General features: G+C 72.0%; 12 protein-coding genes. 5 read left to right on the top strand and 7 right to left on the bottom strand.

Translation table 11 applies throughout. The annotated features are described in order from the left end of the window. Positions 1-30: 30 nt before the first annotated feature. From AB3M81_RS15290 to AB3M81_RS15280, 3 genes are read left to right on the top strand one after another with little or no spacing between them, the layout of a single operon-like run. Entirely contained in the window at positions 31-1,398 is a 1,368-nt protein-coding gene (locus AB3M81_RS15290) for a hypothetical protein (protein WP_412904784.1), read from the top strand. A gap of 20 nt (positions 1,399-1,418) precedes the next feature. After that, positions 1,419-2,399, top strand: a complete 981-nt coding sequence (meaB, locus tag AB3M81_RS15285; RefSeq protein WP_412904783.1) for a methylmalonyl Co-A mutase-associated GTPase MeaB — start codon at positions 1,419-1,421, stop codon at positions 2,397-2,399. A 41-nt stretch (positions 2,400-2,440) separates the two neighbouring features. Continuing rightward, complete coding sequence (locus AB3M81_RS15280; RefSeq protein WP_412904782.1) at positions 2,441-3,235, top strand: transglutaminase-like domain-containing protein; 795 nt, start codon at positions 2,441-2,443, stop codon at positions 3,233-3,235. A 163-nt stretch (positions 3,236-3,398) separates the two neighbouring features. On the opposite strand, the gene AB3M81_RS15275 is transcribed toward AB3M81_RS15280, so the two are convergent. Further along, positions 3,399-5,468: an acyltransferase family protein gene (locus AB3M81_RS15275; RefSeq protein WP_412904781.1), complete on the bottom strand. Its 2,070-nt coding sequence runs from the start codon at positions 5,466-5,468 to the stop codon at positions 3,399-3,401. Between the two features lie 102 nt (positions 5,469-5,570). On the opposite strand from AB3M81_RS15275, the gene AB3M81_RS15270 reads away from it, so the two are divergent. After that, a complete protein-coding gene (locus AB3M81_RS15270; protein ID WP_412904780.1) occupies positions 5,571-8,930 on the top strand; it encodes a CDP-glycerol glycerophosphotransferase family protein in 3,360 nt (1,119 codons plus the stop codon). A gap of 384 nt (positions 8,931-9,314) precedes the next feature. Here AB3M81_RS15270 and AB3M81_RS15265 read toward each other — a convergent pair whose 3' ends face one another. After that, complete coding sequence (locus AB3M81_RS15265) at positions 9,315-10,427, bottom strand: citrate synthase 2 (protein ID WP_412904779.1); 1,113 nt, start codon at positions 10,425-10,427, stop codon at positions 9,315-9,317. Between the two features lie 50 nt (positions 10,428-10,477). Continuing rightward, the gene (locus AB3M81_RS15260) at positions 10,478-11,590 is read right to left on the bottom strand and encodes an ATP-binding protein (protein ID WP_412904778.1); all 1,113 of its coding nucleotides are present in this window, start codon (positions 11,588-11,590) and stop codon (positions 10,478-10,480) included. Between the two features lie 155 nt (positions 11,591-11,745). On the opposite strand from AB3M81_RS15260, the gene pdxH reads away from it, so the two are divergent. After that, the gene (pdxH, locus tag AB3M81_RS15255; protein WP_412904777.1) at positions 11,746-12,381 is read left to right on the top strand and encodes a pyridoxamine 5'-phosphate oxidase; all 636 of its coding nucleotides are present in this window, start codon (positions 11,746-11,748) and stop codon (positions 12,379-12,381) included. A gap of 3 nt (positions 12,382-12,384) precedes the next feature. Here pdxH and AB3M81_RS15250 read toward each other — a convergent pair whose 3' ends face one another. From AB3M81_RS15250 to AB3M81_RS15235, 4 genes are read right to left on the bottom strand one after another with little or no spacing between them, the layout of a single operon-like run. After that, positions 12,385-13,626 (bottom strand): sensor histidine kinase, encoded by a 1,242-nt coding sequence (locus AB3M81_RS15250; protein WP_412904776.1) that lies wholly within the window; start codon positions 13,624-13,626, stop codon positions 12,385-12,387. Further along, complete coding sequence (locus tag AB3M81_RS15245; protein WP_412904775.1) at positions 13,619-14,320, bottom strand: response regulator transcription factor; 702 nt, start codon at positions 14,318-14,320, stop codon at positions 13,619-13,621. The genes AB3M81_RS15250 and AB3M81_RS15245 overlap by 8 nt, the downstream gene beginning before the upstream one ends. Before the next feature lie 3 nt (positions 14,321-14,323). Continuing rightward, positions 14,324-14,716, bottom strand: a complete 393-nt coding sequence (locus tag AB3M81_RS15240) for a hypothetical protein (RefSeq protein WP_412904774.1) — start codon at positions 14,714-14,716, stop codon at positions 14,324-14,326. Then, a complete protein-coding gene (locus AB3M81_RS15235; RefSeq protein ID WP_412904773.1) occupies positions 14,716-16,548 on the bottom strand; it encodes an Ig-like domain-containing protein in 1,833 nt (610 codons plus the stop codon). Before AB3M81_RS15235 ends, AB3M81_RS15240 begins: the two co-directional genes overlap by 1 nt. Positions 16,549-16,660 lie beyond the last annotated feature (112 nt).

The raw sequence follows: 16,660 nt of genomic DNA, 5'->3' as shown, positions 1-16,660 counted from the left end.
TGTAACTGGCTGTTGCACTAGCCTGCGGGGGTGGACGACCGCCTCGACCTGATGGACCAGGGCTCGTTCCTGGGCCTGCGCGCGCTGGGGCACCAGCCGTGCACGTACCTGACGTGGGTCTACGACCGGCCGGTCGACCTCGACGCGCTCGAGCGGTTCAACGAGCGGCTCGCGGGGACGCTGCTGGGCCGGCTGGTCCAGCCGTCCCCGGTGCCCGGCGGGCGCCATCGCTGGGTGGCGCTCGACGCCGTCCCGCCGATCGAGGTCGAGCCGACGCCGCGCCCGCGCGCCGCGATCCAGGACTGGACCGACGAGCTGGGTGAGCGCGGCCTCGACCCCGAGCACGGACCCGGCTGGCGGCTCGGCGTGCTGCCGCTGGACGACGGCGGCATCGCGGTCACGCTCGCGACGGGGCACACGCTGGGTGACGGGATGGCGAAGCTGCAGGCCATCGCCGACGCGGTGCGCGGTGTGCGGCGGCGGCCCGACCACCCCGTCCGCGGCACGGTGCGTCGACGCGACGTGCTCTGGTCCGACCTCTTCGACCTCGTCCGCAGCCTGCCGTCGGTGGTGCGCGCCGTGGTGGCGGGGGTCCGGGTGGCGCGGACCGAGCCGAGTGGCGCAAAGCGGGGTCGCGAGTGGCGCAAGGATGCCCGCCACTCGGCGAGTGGGGGGCGGATTCGCGCCACTCGCGGACAGGGCGGGCGGTACCGCGCGCCCGCGGCGTGCGTGCGGGTCGAGCAGTCGGCGTGGGACGCGGCGGCGGAGCGGCTCGGCGGCACGAGCAACACGCTCGTCGCGGCGTTCGCGGCGACCCTCGCGCAGCGGCTGGGGCGCACCGACGCGCAGGGCCGGGTGACGCTCGCCGTGCCGGTCAGCACGCGCGTCGAGGGCGACACCCGCGGCAACGCGCTCGACTCGGTCCAGGTCGTCGTCGACCCGTCCGGGCTCGACCGCGACCTCACGCGGCTGCGGGCCGCGACCAAGGCCGCGCTTGCCGGGCGGGCCGGGCGCGCACACGACGTGACCGCCGTGCTGCCGCTCGTGCCGCTCACGCCGCGGTTCGTCGTGCGGGCGGGGGAGGGGCTCGCGATGGGCTCCGGGTCGCGTCCGGTCGGCTGCTCCAACCACGGCGACGTCGACCATCCGGTGCTGCGCATCGACGGCGCCGATCCCGACGACTTCTGGGTCCGCCTCGCCGAGCCCGGCCAGAGCGTGGCCGACCTCGACCGGATCGGGGGTCAGCTCTACGTCCTCAGCGGCCGCGCCCTCGGCCGCGTCTACCTGTCGGTCGCCGCGCACCGGGTGGGCGTCGCGCTCGACCGCGGAGGCCTGCACGCGCACGTCGCGGCCGCCCTCGCCGACCTCGGCCTCACCGCCGCGGTCGCCACCGGGTGAGCGCTGGCTACGATGCTGGCGTGGACCTGAGCGAGCTGATCGAGGGCATCCGTGCGGGCAGGCGAGCCGCGATCTCCCGGGCCATCACGATGGTCGAGTCGCGCCGCGCCGACCACCGCGCCGCAGCCCGCGAGCTGCTCGCGGAGCTGACGTCGGCGCCCGACTCGAAGGTCGGGGGAGCGGTTCGCGTCGGCATCTCGGGCGTCCCCGGCGTCGGCAAGTCGACGTTCATCGAAGCGCTCGGCGTGCACCTGACCGGCCGCGGGCACCGCGTCGGCGTGCTCGCCGTCGATCCGTCCAGCGTCCGCACGCGCGGCTCCGTGCTCGGCGACAAGACCCGCATGGTCCGCCTCTCGACCGACCCAAACGCGTACATCCGGCCGTCGCCCAGCGCCGGCAGCCTGGGCGGCGTTGCCCGCGCGACGAGCCAGGCCCTGACGATCCTCGAGGCCGCCGGGTACGACGTCGTGCTGGTCGAGACCGTCGGCGTGGGCCAGTCCGAGATCACGGTCGCCGGCATGGTCGACACCTTCTTGTTTCTCACCCTCGCCCGCACCGGCGACCAGCTGCAGGGCATCAAGAAGGGCATCCTCGAGATCGCCGACGTCATCGCGGTCAACAAGGCGGACGGCGAGCGTGCCCGCGAGGCCGAGAGCACCGCGCGCGAGCTGGCCGGGGCGCTGCGCCTGGTCTACGCCGGTACGCAGGACTGGGTCCCGCCCGTCCTGACCTGCTCGGCGCTCGAGGGCTCGGGCATCGACACCGTCTGGAGCCGAATCCTGCGCCACCGCGAGTTCATGGGCCACCGCGGCGTCGACGAGAAGCGCGCCCAGCAGCGCCTCGACTTCACCTGGACCCTCGTGCGCGACGAGATCGAGCAGCGGCTCGCGACGGACGAGACCGTCGCCGCGGTCCGCGCGAAGGTGCGCGACGACGTGCTCGGCGGGTCCCTCTCGCCGGCCGCCGCGGCCGACGAGATCCTGCAGGCCTTCGACGCCTGATCCGGAGCGCGGGCCCACCACGCGCGTGACACGCTGGTGCGGTGAAGCGCACCGTCACCTCCCACCTCGAGCTTTACGCGTTCGACCGCGCCGACCTCGTCCTCTCGGTCGCCGTCGCGGGGAACGTGACCCCCGAGCGCGAGACGCTGACCGTCCTGCAGAACGGCACGGCGCTCGAGGCGCGCGAGGTGGCCGGCCGCCACGAGGCCCGGCTGCACCGCATCGACGCGCCCGCCGGTCCCGTCACCATCGACTACGAGGCCGTCGTCGTGGGCCACGCCGCGCCCATCGCGACCGAGGAGCTCGACATCATCGAGTACCGCCGGCCGAGCCGCTACGCGGAGTCGGACTCGCTCTACGCGATCGCCCGCGCCGAGTTCGAGGGACTGTCCGGCAAGGAGCTGCTCGACGCCGTGACGGCATGGGTCGGGCGGCACCTGTCCTATGTGCCCGGCAGCAGCCAGCACACCGACGGCGCCGTGCAGACGATGCTCAAGCGCCAGGGCGTGTGCCGCGACTACGCCCACCTCGTGGTTGCGCTGTTGCGGGCGCGCGACGTCCCCGCGCGGCTCGTGTCCGTCTACGCGCCCGGCCTGCAGCCGATGGACTTCCACGCCGTCGCCGAGGCGTGGATCGAGGACCGCTGGTGCGTCGTGGACGGCACCTCGCTCGCTCCGCGCCAGTCGATGCTGCGCATCGCGACGGGGCTGGACGCGTCCGAGACGGCGTTCCTGTCGCAGCACCATGCGGCGGTCAACCTCAACCGCCTGACGGTCACGGCGGTGGTCGACGAGCTGCCGTGGGACGACACGAGCGAGCTCGTCTCGCTGGGCTGAGGCCGCGACGGCGTGGCCGGTGCCACAGTCCCACCGCGGCCCGGTCTAGTTCCAAAGAACTAGATCATGGGTTAGGGTTTGGAACAGCGACCGCCGCGTCGCCACATCGCCTCGGGGGGGTGATGAGGCGCCGCGGCATCGTCGTCTCCGGGGCCGGGTGCGATCAGGACTGGCGCGGCAGGGCGCCCATGCCGACCAGCTGGCGGTACACGAACGGCGTCAGCGTGCGCACGTACGTCACGCTCAGGTGCGAGTTGTCGCGGTAGACGTTCACGCCGCCGATGATCGAGGGGCACTCGTCCTCGTCGCAGTAGAAGTCCGTCAGGTCGAGGACCTGCGCGCCGTCGACCTGGCGGCCCGTCGCGGCGAACGCGTCGAAGTAGCCCAGGCCCTCCTTGCGGCTGATGCCGCACGCGTCGGGCGTGATCTCGTCGAGCTGCGACAGGCACTTCTGCGGCGTGCGGGGGTGACGCGGGTTGTCGCGGACGGCGACGACCTTGACGCCCTCGCGCAGGATCGGCTTCCAGGCCGCCTCCATGCTCTCGACGCGCTCGGACTCCGAGCCGCCGAGCATCTTGGCGTAGCCCGTCGTGAGGATGAGGTCGGTGGTGGGCGCCTTCTCGAGGAGCCAGTCCTGCAGGCCCTTCTTCCACTCCTGGCAGCTGCTGACGCGCAGCGGGTCCTCGTGGTCGATCGGGTCGCGCGTCCACGCGCAGCTGCTCTTGAGCTGGGCCGAGAGCGTGATGAGCTTCTGGTCGGCCATGCGGGCCAGCGCCGGCAGGAACGACCGGGCGTGCGAGTCGCCCACGAGGACGACGTGGGGCAGGGACCGGTCCGAGAGGTCGCCGAACGTGCAGTCGTTGAGCTCGGTGTCGTGGACGCCGGCGAAGCAGCCGGGGAAGCCGCTGGCGTAGTCCTCGGTGACGGCCTCGGGCGTGGGGATCAGCTGACCGTCGAGCTCGGGGTTGTGGCACTCCTTGTCCGGGTTGCGCGAGGCGGCGCCGAAGCACGGCGGCGCGTCCTCGGTCAGCTCCTCGGCGACCTGCGTCGCGCGGTTCTCGGCGGCGACGGCGGACTGGTGGCCCGCGAGCGAGCCCGCGACGAGCAGGCCCGCGCCGACCAGCGTGGCCAGGCCGGTGATGGCGGGGCGGCGCAGGCCGAAGCGGTGCGTGAAGCGGACCGGGTCCTCGACCCACCGCTTCGTGGCCCACGACGCGACGATCGTGAACACCAGGATGCCGACGCGCGGCCAGAAGCCCAGCTCGTGGCCCAGGATGAACGGCAGGATCACGATCGGCGGCCAGTGCCACAGGTACATCGAGTACGAGATCTCGCCGAGGGTGTGCGTCGCGCGCGTGCGCATGAGCGGCGTGGGCGCCAGCCGGCTGGCGGGCTCGCCGGCCCAGATGACCGCGACGGTGCCGAGCACCGGGACGAGGGCGGCGGTGCCGGGGAACGGCGTGCTGCCGTCGTAGACGAGCGCGCACCAGGCCAGGGCGGCGAAGCCGGCCCACGACACGAGCGCGCCGACCCGGCCGCGCCGGACGGTCGCGCTGCCCATCCACAGCGCCAGCAGCGCGCCGGAGCCGAACTGCCAGGCGCGGGCGGGCGTGACGAAGTAGGCGGCCGGCGGGTTGGCCTGGGTGATCCACAGCGAGTACGCCAGGCTCGCGATCGTCGCGGTGCCCAGCACGATCGCCAGGACGAGCCGGCGCGAGCGGCCCAGGCGCGCCGCGATGACGACGGCGAGCAGCACGAGCAGCGGCCACACGAGGTAGAACTGCTCCTCGATCGACAGGGTCCAGTAGTGCTGGACGGCGGTCGGATCCTCGGCGGCGGCGAGGTAGTCGACGGAGTCCGCGGCCAGCGCCCAGTTCTGGACGTACAGCGCCGACGCGATGATCTCCTTGAAGTTCTGGCGCCAGTCCATGAGCGGCATCCACAGCCAGACCGCGAGCGCGCTCGTCGCGAGCACGAGGTACGCGGCGGGCAGCAGGCGGCGGGCGCGGCGGGCCCAGAACCTCGACAGGCTGATGCGCCCCGTCTGCTCGGTCTCGCGCAGCAGGTGTCCCGTGATGAGGAAGCCGGAGATGACGAAGAAGACGTCGACGCCGACGTAGCCGCCGGGCAGGCGGCCGGGCCACAGGTGGAACAGGACCACGAACAGCACGGCGACGGCGCGGAGGGCGGCGATCTCGGCCCTGAATCGGTCACGGGGCGGGCTGGCGGGCACCGCACCACGATACCGGCGTCCGCCCAGAGCGCCCGGGACGGCCTGCGCTCGCGGGGCTGCGAGCCCGGGAGGGACCGCCCCACTAGACTCGAGAATCGCGCCGTGCGCGCAGCACCGAACGCCGAGCTGGGAGTCGAGGAGAGCATGCCTGACGTGGGTCGAGTGCGTCGCCGCGTCGTGGCGATGGTCCCCGAGCGCCTGAAGGACCGCGCGCGCCGCGCCCTGGGCCGGGGCCCGGCCCCCAGCCCGAACCTGTCGCTGGTCGTCCAGCACGCCGACGGGCTGATCACCTACCGCGGGGAGCTGCGCGAGCCCCGCGTCGTCGCCCTCGTCGTCCGGCCGGCCACCCGGCTCGGCACGATCGTCGCGCGCGTCGAGCAGTCGCCCGACCGCCGCTTCGCCTTCACGCTCGACCCGGCCGAGCTGTGGGAGGCCGGCGGCCGCGCGGCGGGCCGTTTCGACCTGTTCCTCGAGCTCGACTCCGGGCGTGAGACGCGGCTGGGTCGCTTCGCCCACACCGACACCACGGCCGCCATGGAGTACATCGAGGTCGAGGGGGCGGCGTCGCTGTTCGGCGAGCCGGCCCACGCCTGGACCCACGTGACCGACCAGGGCAACGTCTCGGTCCGGTACGCGTTCAAGCCGATCAAGCGCTGGGAGGTCGAAGGTCACCGCCTCGAGGTGGGCCCCCACGGCATCCGCGGCGAGCTCGTCCTGAACACGTTCTCGCGGCCGGCCCGCTCGATCGCGTTCCGGCTGGGACGACGCTTTCAAGACACGATCGAGGACCTGCCCGTCACGATCGAGCCGCTCGACGCCACCGAGCGCTACGGGCTGTACTCGTACCGGATCGCGTTCGACATCCGGCCCACCGGCGCGGGCGAGGACGAGCGCGAGGGGATCATCGACCCCACGCTGGCCGTCGACATCGACGGGTTCGACGTGCCGTCGCGCGTGCTGCTGTTCCAGAAGGACTTCCCGAAGGCGCGGCTCAAGGACCTGCCGGTCCCCGCCGCGACGGGCCGCCACGTCGACCTGTGGGTGCCGTACCTGACGTTCCGCGGCAAGCGGCTGGCGTTCTGGACCGAGCGCTTCACCACCGAGAACCACGCGTACCTGCGCCGCCTGACGCGCTGGGCGTGGCTGCTCGCGCCGATCCGGCCGTTCACCGGCATCTGGCTCGTGGGGGAGGCGCCGTACAAGGCCCAGGACAACGGCTTCCAGCTGTTCCGCTGGATCCGCCGCACGCACCCCGAGCGCCGCGCCTACTACGTGATCGACGCCGACTCGCCCGACCGCGCCAAGGTCGAGCCGCTCGGCAACGTCGTCACGACCCGCTCGCGCGAGCACATCCGGTACTCGGTGCTGGCGTCGCGCCTCGTCGGCAGCCACCACGCCGAGTACCTCCACGCCTCGCGCTCGGCCCGCCTGGCCCGGCACGCGAAGGGGCTGCGCATCTTCCTGCAGCACGGCGTCACCGGCATGAAGAACGTGCGGCTCAACTACGGCCGCCTCCACATGCAGGAGATGCCGCCGGACCGGGTCGTCGTGAACTCCGCCGCCGAGCGGCAGATCTTCATCGAGGACCTCGACTTCTTCCCGTCGCAGGTCAAGGTCACCGGCTTCGCCCGCTTCGACGCGCTCTTCGAGGGCGAGCCGAAGGTCCAGCGCCGCCTGCTCGTCATGCCGACGTGGCGCGACTGGCTGGCCAGCCGCGAGTCGGTGCTCGAGAGCAAGTACCTCGCGAACTGGAAGGAGTTCCTGACCGACCCGCAGGTCCAGCGCCTGCGCGACGAGCAGGGCGTCGAGATCCTTCTGGTCCTGCACCCGAACCTGCGCGCGCTCGTCGACGACCTGCCGCTCGAGGGCATCACCATCGCGCCGCGCGACGCGGACGTGCAGGACCTCATCCGCACGAGCGCCGCGCTCGTCACGGACTACTCCAGCGTCGCGTGGGACGCCGCGTTCCTGGGCCGGCCCGTGTTCTTCTTCCGCTTCGACGACAGCGTGCTCACCGGGGCGCGCGTCCCGTTCGTCGACGCCGTCACCGAGCTGCCCGGCCCGATCGCGCATCGCGCGTCCGACATGGCCGCCGAGATCGCCGCGTCCGCCGACCGCGGGTTCGTGCTCACCGAGCAGTACGCCGCGCGGGCCCGCAAGTACCTCGAGCTGCCTCACACCGGCTACTGCCAGCGCAACTACGACATGGTCCGCGAGGCCGACGGCCTGTCGACGCGGCTGCTGCGCCTGCGCAACCGCCGCGGTGTGCGCGAGGCCTACCGGCGCTTCCGTGCGGGCCGGCACTACTACCGCGTCATGGGCTGGCTGTTCCGCTTCGGCAGCCTCCTGCCGCGCCGCGACATGGCGGTCTTCGAGAGCGATCGCGGCAGCGCCTACGGCGGCAGCCCCCGCGCGCTGTTCGAGCGGCTGCACGAGCGCGGCACGCCCCTCGAGCTCGTGTACGTCAACAACTCCACGCTGCGCGTGCCGCCGGGCTCGAAGAAGGTCTTCCGCCTCACGCCGCGCTACTTCTGGACGATGTCCCGGGCCAAGTACTGGGTGTTCAACCAGAACGTGCACGACCTGTGCAAGCGCCCGCGGGGCACGCACTACCTGCAGACGTGGCACGGCACGCCGCTCAAGCGCATGCAGAACGACGTCCCGGTCATGCACGGCCGCGCCGACGACTACCACCAGAAGGCGCAGGAGCTGGTCGACCGCTGGTCCAGCCTCGTCTCGCCGAGCCCGTACGCGAGCGAGTGCTTCCGCAGCGCCTTCGGCTGGGACGGCCCGATCATCGAGTCCGGCTACCCGGGCAACGACGTCTTCCACACCGAGAAGGGCCGCCGTCGTGCCGAGGAGACCCGCCTGCGCCTGGGCCTCGCGCCCGACCGCAAGGTCGTGCTCTACGCGCCGACCTTCCGCGACGACGGCCGGGCCGCCGGTGCCTCCGGCGCCTGGTCGCACGACATGGCGCTCGACCTCGGCCGGTTCGCCGAGAAGCTGGGGCACGACACGACGCTGCTCGTGCGGCTGCACCCGCTCGTGAAGTTCACCTGGCCCAAGGACCTCGATCCGAGCATCGTCAACGTCTCGAAGTACCCGGACACGCAGGACCTGCTGCTCGTGGCCGACGCGCTCGTGACGGACTACTCGTCGATCATGTTCGACTACGCCCAGACGGGCCGGCCGATCATCTCGTTCGTGTACGACCTGGAGCACTACCGCGACGACCTGCGCGGCTTCTACGTCGACCTCGAGGAGATCGCCCCCGGCCCGGTGGTGCGCACGAGCGACGCCGTCATCGACTCGGTCGCGCGCCTCGACGAGCTCGCGGTCGAGTACGCCGACCGGCTCGCCGCGTTCCGCGAGCGCTTCGGCAGCCTCGAGGACGGCCACGCCGCCGACCGCGTCATCGACGCCGTCTTCACCGAGGCCGAGCGGGGCACGATCCCCGACTGAGGCTCGGTGGTCTCGATACGCGGCTCGTTCCTCGCCTGCTACTCGACCACCGGTGATCGAGTGGGGCACGGTCCTCGACTGAGCCACGGGTGGTCTCGATACGCGGCTCGTTCCTCGCCTGCTACTCGACCACCGGTGATCGAGTGCCGGCGAGCGCAGCGAGACGGTGTATCGAGATCACGTTTGGTGCAGGCATCCGGCTCGCTCGTGCCTGCTACTCGATCACCGGTGATCGAGTGCCGGCGAGCGCAGCGAGACGGTGTATCGAGATCACGTGCGGTGCAGGCATCCGGCTCGCTCCTCGCCTGCTGATCGACCACCGGGCTGCAGGGACGCGAAACGGGGCGCCGCCGGTGGCGACGCCCCGTTCGACGGGAGTGAGGATCAGGCCTTGACGGCCCAGTCGGGGTTCCAGCCCTCGACCTCGTCGGCCTTGCGCTCGGCGGGGCCGGTGTAGATCGCGGACGGACGGATCAGGCGGCCCGTCTGGTACTGCTCGAGGATGTGCGCGCTCCAGCCGGCGGTGCGGGCGGAGGTGAACATCGCGGTGAACATGTTCGCGGGGATCTCGGCGTAGTCCAGGACGATCGCGGCCCAGAACTCGACGTTCGTCTCCAGGACGCGGTCGGGACGGCGCTCGCGCAGCTCCTTGAGCGCGGCCTGCTCGAGCGCCTCGGCGACCTCGGCGCGCGGAGCCGCGAGCTCCTTGGCCGTGCGACGCAGCGTGCGGGCGCGGGGGTCCTCGGCGCGGTACACGCGGTGGCCGAAGCCCATGAGGCGCTCGCCCGAGTCCAGCAGGTTCTTGACGTACGCCTCGGCGTCGCCGGTCTTCTCGACCTGCTCGATCATGTGCAGGACGCGCGACGGGGCGCCGCCGTGCAGCGGGCCGGACATCGCGCCGACGGCGCCCGAGAGGGCGGCCGCGACGTCGGCGCCGGTGGAGGCGATGACGCGGGCGGTGAAGGTCGAGGCGTTCATGCCGTGCTCGGCGGCCGAGACCAGGTAGGCGTCGATGGCCTTGGCGTGGTTGGGGTCGACCTCGCCGCGCCAGCGCATCAGCATGCGCTCGACGATCGTGTCGCACTGGTCGATCTGCGCCTGGGGCACCATCGGCTTGCCGAGGCCGCGGGCGGCCTGGGCGACGTAGGAGAGCACCATGACGGCGGTGCGGGCGAGGTCGTCGCGGACCTGCTCGGGCGTCTCGATGTCGTACAGCTGGCGCAGGCCCCAGATGGGAGCCATCTGCGCGATCGCGCTCTGCACGTCGGCGCGGATGTCACCGGAGTGCACCGGGATGGGGTACGGCTCGGCGGGCGGCAGGCCCGGCTCGTAGGAGCCGTCGACCAACAGGCCCCAGATCTTCTCGAACGGCACCCGGCCGACGAGATCATCGATGTCGACGCCGCGGTAGCGCAGTGCCGAGCCTTCCTTGTCGGGTTCGGCGATCTTGCTCTCGAACGCTACGACGCCTTCCAGTCCGTGGTGCACTTGAGTCATGTGACCAGTGTGCCCTGCCTCGTGAATGCGTAGAAAGGCGGCAGGTCGGCTCAATCGATGAGGAGCGACGCGGCGTGCTCGCGGAGGTACTCGCGAAGGTACGGCAGGGCGAAGTCGACGCGTCCACGCCCGGCTTGGCGGATCATGCCGGCATCGAGGAGACGCGTGCGGTAGACGTTCGCGTACTGAGGGGTGACCTTCGGGCCGAGTCGAGTGATGATGTCCGCCATCCTGGACGGCCGGTCGTCCTTCGCCATCGCCAGCAGGAAGGTCCGGTCGACGTCCGACAGATCGTCCAGTGCGGTGGCGTGGACGAGGTTGCCCAGTCGGCGACGAGCCAGTCCGACGGCGGTGCGAGCGGCGGTGGTGTCGATGGCGTCGTCGTCCCGTCGGCGCCACAGCTCCCAGCCGACCAGCTGGATCATGAAGGGGTAGCCGCCGGTGGCGTCGACGGCCAGGTCGAGTGCCTCCGGCTCGATGCGGACTCCCGCATCGGTGAGAGGGCGCTCGATCGCGTCCGCGACATCGGCCTCGTCGACGGTCTTGAGGTCATGACGGTCCGCGCGTCGAAGGAAGGTGGTGACGTCGTCACCGAGGAGTCCGCTGACGGCGGCGGGAAGGCCTGCCAGGACCACGGCGGTCTGGCGGTCCTCGCGCGTGAGGTGCTGGCTCAGGGCCGCGAGCTCGCGGATCTCGCCCCGGACGGCGTTGTGCACTTCGTCGAGGGTGATGAGCAGGCCGCTGCCGTGGTGTTCCAGCACGTCGAGCAGAGCGGACACCTTGCGGCGCAGAGTGGAGGCGATCTCCGGGACCGCACTGCTCGTGAGACCCACGCCGGCGACCTGTGCGCCGGTGACGATCCGCTTGGGACGGGGCCGGCGCTCCTCCAGGAGGTGGTCGACCTGCTCTTCGAGCTTGACCAGGAAACCGGGCGTGGCCGTCTCGCTGATCGTGAGCCACCCGGCGCGCAGCGCGATGTCCTCGACCTCGGTGAGCAGCACGGTCTTGCCCACGCCGCGCCCACCGGTGAAGATGGTCGTCCGGCCCAGCGCTCCGGGGCCTTCGTGCAGCGACTGCTCGAGCTCGTCGAGGATCTCGGCGCGGCCGGCGAGGACCGGCGGCGTGCTTCCGGACGACGGACGGAAGGGATTGCGCTCCTGCACGGGACTCCTTCTCGTTTCTTTTACTTCTTTTTAGTTCTTTATATTTCACTGTAGTCGGTGCGAGCCGTGCCGACCGGCTCGTCCACAGGCGTGGCTCCCACTGTCTCGAGGTCGTTGATCGAGGTGTCGTCCGCTCGGATGGATACGGTGGCCCCATGAGCGACGAGCTGGCCCGCATGCGGACCGAGTACGCGCGCACCGGGCTCGAGGAGGAGGCCGCCGGGCAGGACCCGCTGGCCCTGGCGAGCACGTGGTTCGCCGACGCGATCGCGGCGCGCGTTCCCGAGCCGAACGCGATGGCGCTGGCCACCGCGAGCCCCGGCGGCGAGCCGTCCGTGCGCATCGTCCTGCTCAAGGGGCTGGACGAGCGCGGTGCCGTCTTCTTCACCAGCTACGAGTCCCGCAAGGGCCGTGAGCTCGCGCAGAACCCGCGTGCCGCGGCCGTCATGCTGTGGCACCCGATGCACCGCCAGCTCCGCCTCGAGGGGCCGGTGACGAGGCTCGACCCCGAGGAGTCCGACGCCTACTACCTGGCGCGTCCCGAGGGCGCCCGGATCAGCGCGGCCTCGTCGCCGCAGTCGCAGGTCGTCGCCGACCGCGCCGAGCTGGAGCGCCGCTGGCACGAAGCCGAGGCGACGGGCGCCGCGCAGCGCCGGCCCGAGACGTGGGGCGGCTACCGGATCGAGCCGCAGGTGCTCGAGTTCTGGCACGGCCGCGAGAACCGCCTGCACGACCGGTTCCGCTACACCCGCACCGCGGACGGCTGGCGCCGCGACCGGCTCGCGCCGTAGCGGTCAGGAGCCGACGGAGCCGGGCAGCAGCAGCTCGAACGTCGTGTGCTCGTCGTCCGTGAGCGTGAGGTAGCCGCCCATCGTGGACGCCAGGTCGGCCGCGATGGTCAGGCCGAGTCCGCCCTCGCCGTCCTCCTTGCGGCTCGTGCCGCGCTGGAAGACCTCGTTGCCGATCGTGCGCCGGCCCTCGTCCCGGACGACGAGACGCACGTACTTGCCGATGTCCTGCGCCTCGATCGTGATCGTGCCGGTCCCGTGCGTGGCCGCGTTCTCGACCAGGACATCGAGGATCTGCAGCACCGGGCCGGGGACGATGCGCGCCATGACGGCCCCGTGGGCGACGTGCCGCAGCTCGTGGCCGGCGGCCTGCACCTGCGGGCGCCAACGGTCGACGACGTCGTCGGCGAGCTCGCACAGGTTGACCTCGACCGCGTCGCCGAGCCGGTTCCCGCGGGCCAGGCCGAGCAGCTCGTCGATCGCGCTGCTGAGCCGGTCCAGCTCGGGCAGGTAGCGGTTGAGCTCGTCGGCGACCTCGGGCGGCGTCTGCGGCCACAGCGAGAGGTCCTCGAGCTCGAGCCGCAGCGCCGTGATCGGGGTGCGCAGCTGGTGCGAGGCGTTCGAGGCGAACTCGCGCTCGCGCCGGACCAGCTCGCCGAGCCGGTCCGAGCTGCTGCGCAGGGCCTCGGCGATCGCCTCGGCCTCGGGGATCGAGTAGTGCGGCGGATCGACGTCGAAGTGTCCCAGCCCGAGCCGGTCGGCCTCGTCGGCGAGCTCCTTGAACGGTCGCGACAGGCGCCGAGCCAGCACGAAGCCGACCGTCGCGGCGACGAGCGTCAGGGACAGGCCGATGAGGATGAGCGGCGTGAGGGCGGCGGAGATCTCCTGGTCGATCTCCTCGCGCGAGCGCGAGAGGGTCAGGGTGCCGCCGTCGGTCAGGTCGCGTGTCCGGACGATGTCCTTGCTCACGTCGCGCTCCGGGCCGGCCACGACGGCGGGACCGTTGGCGGGGTGGTAACTGAGCGTGTCGCCGTCGCGCAGGAAGCGCCGCAGGTAGTCGGCGGTGACCGGGTCGCCGGTCTTGCGACGCTCGTCGATCGCCACCGAGAGGTTCTCGGCGGCACGGGTGACGCTGCGGGTCTCGAAGCCGGTGACGAGGTCGGCCAGCATGTACGCCCGGGGGATGCCGTACAGCGCGAGCATCGCGATCGTCATGCCGACGAGCGTCGCGACCAGGCGGTCACGCACCGGCGTGGTCCTCGAGCCGGAAACCCACCCCGCGCACGTTCGTGATCTGGACGGGCGCGCCGGCCTCCTCGAGCTTCTGGCGCAGCCGTCCGACGGTGGCGTCGACCATCTTGGTGGACCCGAACCAGTTCTCGTCCCAGACCTCGTTGGTCAGCCGCTCGCGGGTCACCACGGCGCCGCGCTGCTCGTCGAGCAGCGCGAGCACCTCGAACTCCTTGGTCGTGGCGGCGACCTCGGAGTCGCCCACCCAGATGCGGCGGGCGGCGACGTCGACGCGCAGGCCGGAGGGAGCAGGTGCGGCGGCGGGCGCCGCGGCCACCTCGACGGGAGTGCTGCGGCGCAGCAGCGCCCGGGCGCGGGCGAGCAGCTCGGCCAGCGCGAAGGGCTTGGCCAGGTAGTCGTCGGCGCCGACGTCCAGGCCGACGACGCGATCGAGCTCGCCTCCACGTGCGGTCAGGATGATGATGCCGCCGCTGAACCCGCCGTCGCGCGCCTGGCGGCACACCTCGAGGCCGTCCATGTCGGGCAGGCCGAGGTCGAGCAGGACGAGGTCGACGGCACCGGACGCGATCCGCTCGACGGCGGGGCCTCCCTCGGTGACCCACTCGACGTCGTAGCCCTCACGCTCGAGGGTCCGGACCAGGGGCGGGGCGATCTTGTCGTCGTCCTCGACGACCAGCACGTGCGTCGACATGATTCATCGAGCATAGGGCCGACGCGTGCGCCGAGCATGCTCCCGTCTCACACGACCGTCCTGCAACAGCAGCAACGGCACCACCGCGCTCAGCGCGAGCAACCCGACGTGCACGACCGAGAGGTCGGCCGAGCCGCCGCCGGGCATGCCGACCGTGAGCACCAGCAGCGTGCTCGTGGCCGTCGCCGCGACCACGAGGGTGGCGACCAGGTGCGACTCGAAGCAGTTGTGCGCCAGCATCTTGACGCCGCTCAGCACGGCGGCGACCGCCAGCACGCCCGACAGGATCGAGTACACGAGGGTCGTCGAGGTCGCCAGCCGCTGCACGAACAGGATGCCGAGAGCGAGCATGGCCGCCGCGGCCCAGCGCGAGGCGGTGGTGCGCAGGCGCGGCATCAGAAGTCCCGGTCGGCCGGGCCGGACTCGGTGACCGTGGCCGTGGAGGAGCGGTTGCCGAACAGGTCCGTGACGGCGCTGGTGGGCGACCAGACCATCGTCCTGGCGGTGCTCACGGTCTTGAGGTCGCTCGTCGAGCCGCTCGCGAGGTTGCCCAGCCGGACGGTGACGACGGTGCGGTCCAGGCCGTTCACGGTGACGGTGTCGGCGGTCATCGTGGCGTTGAAGAACACCGTCCGGAACTTCACGTAGTCGCCCTTGAGGTTGACCTCGCCCAGGCCCAGCGCCGCCGAGCCGGAGGCGTTGAAGACCTCGACGCCGTCGCTCGAGCCGAGGCGCCACATCAGGGCGCCGTCGCGCAGGCGGACCCGGACGTTCGTGGCGCTGCCGTTCCAGCCGGACAGGACCGACGCGGGGTTGATCTGGGTCGTGTAGGTGAACGAGATCGTGTCGTTCGCGTCGAGCGTCCCCGCGACCGAGCCGGCGCCGTTGGTGGCCTGGACGTCGGCACCCGCGATGGGGCTGTTGTCGACCGTGGTGGTCTCGATCGCCGAGGTCACCGTCTGCCCGCGGCCGTCGGTCATGACGGCCCGCAGGTCGTAGACCGCGCTGGCGACCTTCGTCGTGTCCCAGGCGCAGGACCACGGCGCGGCCGCGATCGTGCAGATGTCGGTCCACGTGGTGGTGCCGGTGCGGGCGTACTGGAGGCGGACGGACGAGACGCCGGCCGTCGAGGTGGCGGTGGCCGACAGCGTGGCCGTGCGGGCGAGCAGCTCGCCCGGGTCGTTCAGCGAGACCGACGAGAGCGTGTTGTCGACGACGCGGTTCGCGACGGCGGCCGAGGTGGTCGTGTTGCCCGCGAGGTCGGTGGCGACCGCGCGGAAGGAGTACGTGCCGTTGGGCAGCGAGGTCGTGTCGACGCGGCAGGACCACGGCTCCTCGGTGCGCGTGCAGAGCGTCTTCCACGTCGTGGTGCCGCTCGCGGCGTACTGGACCTCGACGGACGCGACGCCCGAGTGCGCGTCCGACGCGGTGGCCGCGAACGTGCGCGAGCCGCTCAGGGGCGTGCCGGGGTCCGTCATCGTCACGGTCGGGGCGGCGTTGTCGACGACGACGTCCGTGACGACCTCGGAGGTGACCGTGGTGGAGCCCGCGGTCAGCTGCGCACGGAACTCGTACGAGCCCGACGCGACCGAGGCCGTGTTCCAGTTGCACGTGTACGGCGCGGCGACGCCGGAGCAGACGGTGCTCCACGAGAGCGCCCCCGTCGCGCGGTACTGCAGGCGGACCGTGGGGGAGAGGGTGCCGGTGCCGTACGCGGTGGCCGAGAGCGCGACCGTGCCGCGGATCGCGTCGCCCGGGTCGGTCATGACGACGCTGAGCTTGTTCGCGATCGAGGTGCGCACGGCGTCGGTGGTGGTGCTGTAGCCGGCCAGGTCCGTGGCGCGGGCGCGCAGCACGTACGCGCCGTCGGCGAGGGCCGTGGTGTTCCACGCGCAGGAGTACGGAGCCGTGGCGTCCGTGCACAGCGCGGTCCAGGTGCCCGAGCCGGCGACGGCGTACTCGATCGTGACGTCCTTGACGCCCAGGCCCGAGTCGGACGCCTCGGCGGAGATCGTCGCGGTGCCCTGGACGGCGGCGCCGGGGGACGTGAGCGTGACGGTCGGGGGCGTCCAGTCGGCGGCCGCGCTGACCGTGCCGGTGGCGGTGGAGGAGGACGTGAAGGAGGCCGACGAGAAGCTCGGCAGGGTGACCATGACCGCGGCCAGCAGGACCAGGACGTAGAGAGCGCGACGCACCGTCTTCGCACCTGCTTCCTGGTTCCGGTTCATGGGTTCAACGCTACGGAGCCGCGCTCCACACGAGTTCCACACGAGTTCCCCGGGAGCTCCACAGTTCCGGGGATGGGGGTCAGGCGTGGGCGGGGGTGGTGCGGGTGGCCGT

The organism is Aeromicrobium jepli (assembly GCF_047246605.1).
Classification (GTDB): domain Bacteria; phylum Actinomycetota; class Actinomycetes; order Propionibacteriales; family Nocardioidaceae; genus Aeromicrobium.
This window is presented reverse-complemented; position numbering and strand designations above follow the sequence as displayed.

Excerpts from the sequence above, each read along its gene's own strand:
- AB3M81_RS15245 (WP_412904775.1), bottom strand. The coding sequence starts at position 14,320 with ATGTCGACGCACGTGCTGGTCGTCGAGGACGACGACAAGATCGCCCCG.
- AB3M81_RS15240 (WP_412904774.1), bottom strand. The coding sequence starts at position 14,716 with ATGCCGCGCCTGCGCACCACCGCCTCGCGCTGGGCCGCGGCGGCCATG.
- AB3M81_RS15265 (WP_412904779.1), bottom strand. The coding sequence starts at position 10,427 with ATGACTCAAGTGCACCACGGACTGGAAGGCGTCGTAGCGTTCGAGAGC.
- pdxH (WP_412904777.1), top strand. The coding sequence starts at position 11,746 with ATGAGCGACGAGCTGGCCCGCATGCGGACCGAGTACGCGCGCACCGGG.
- AB3M81_RS15235 (WP_412904773.1), bottom strand. The coding sequence starts at position 16,548 with ATGAACCGGAACCAGGAAGCAGGTGCGAAGACGGTGCGTCGCGCTCTC.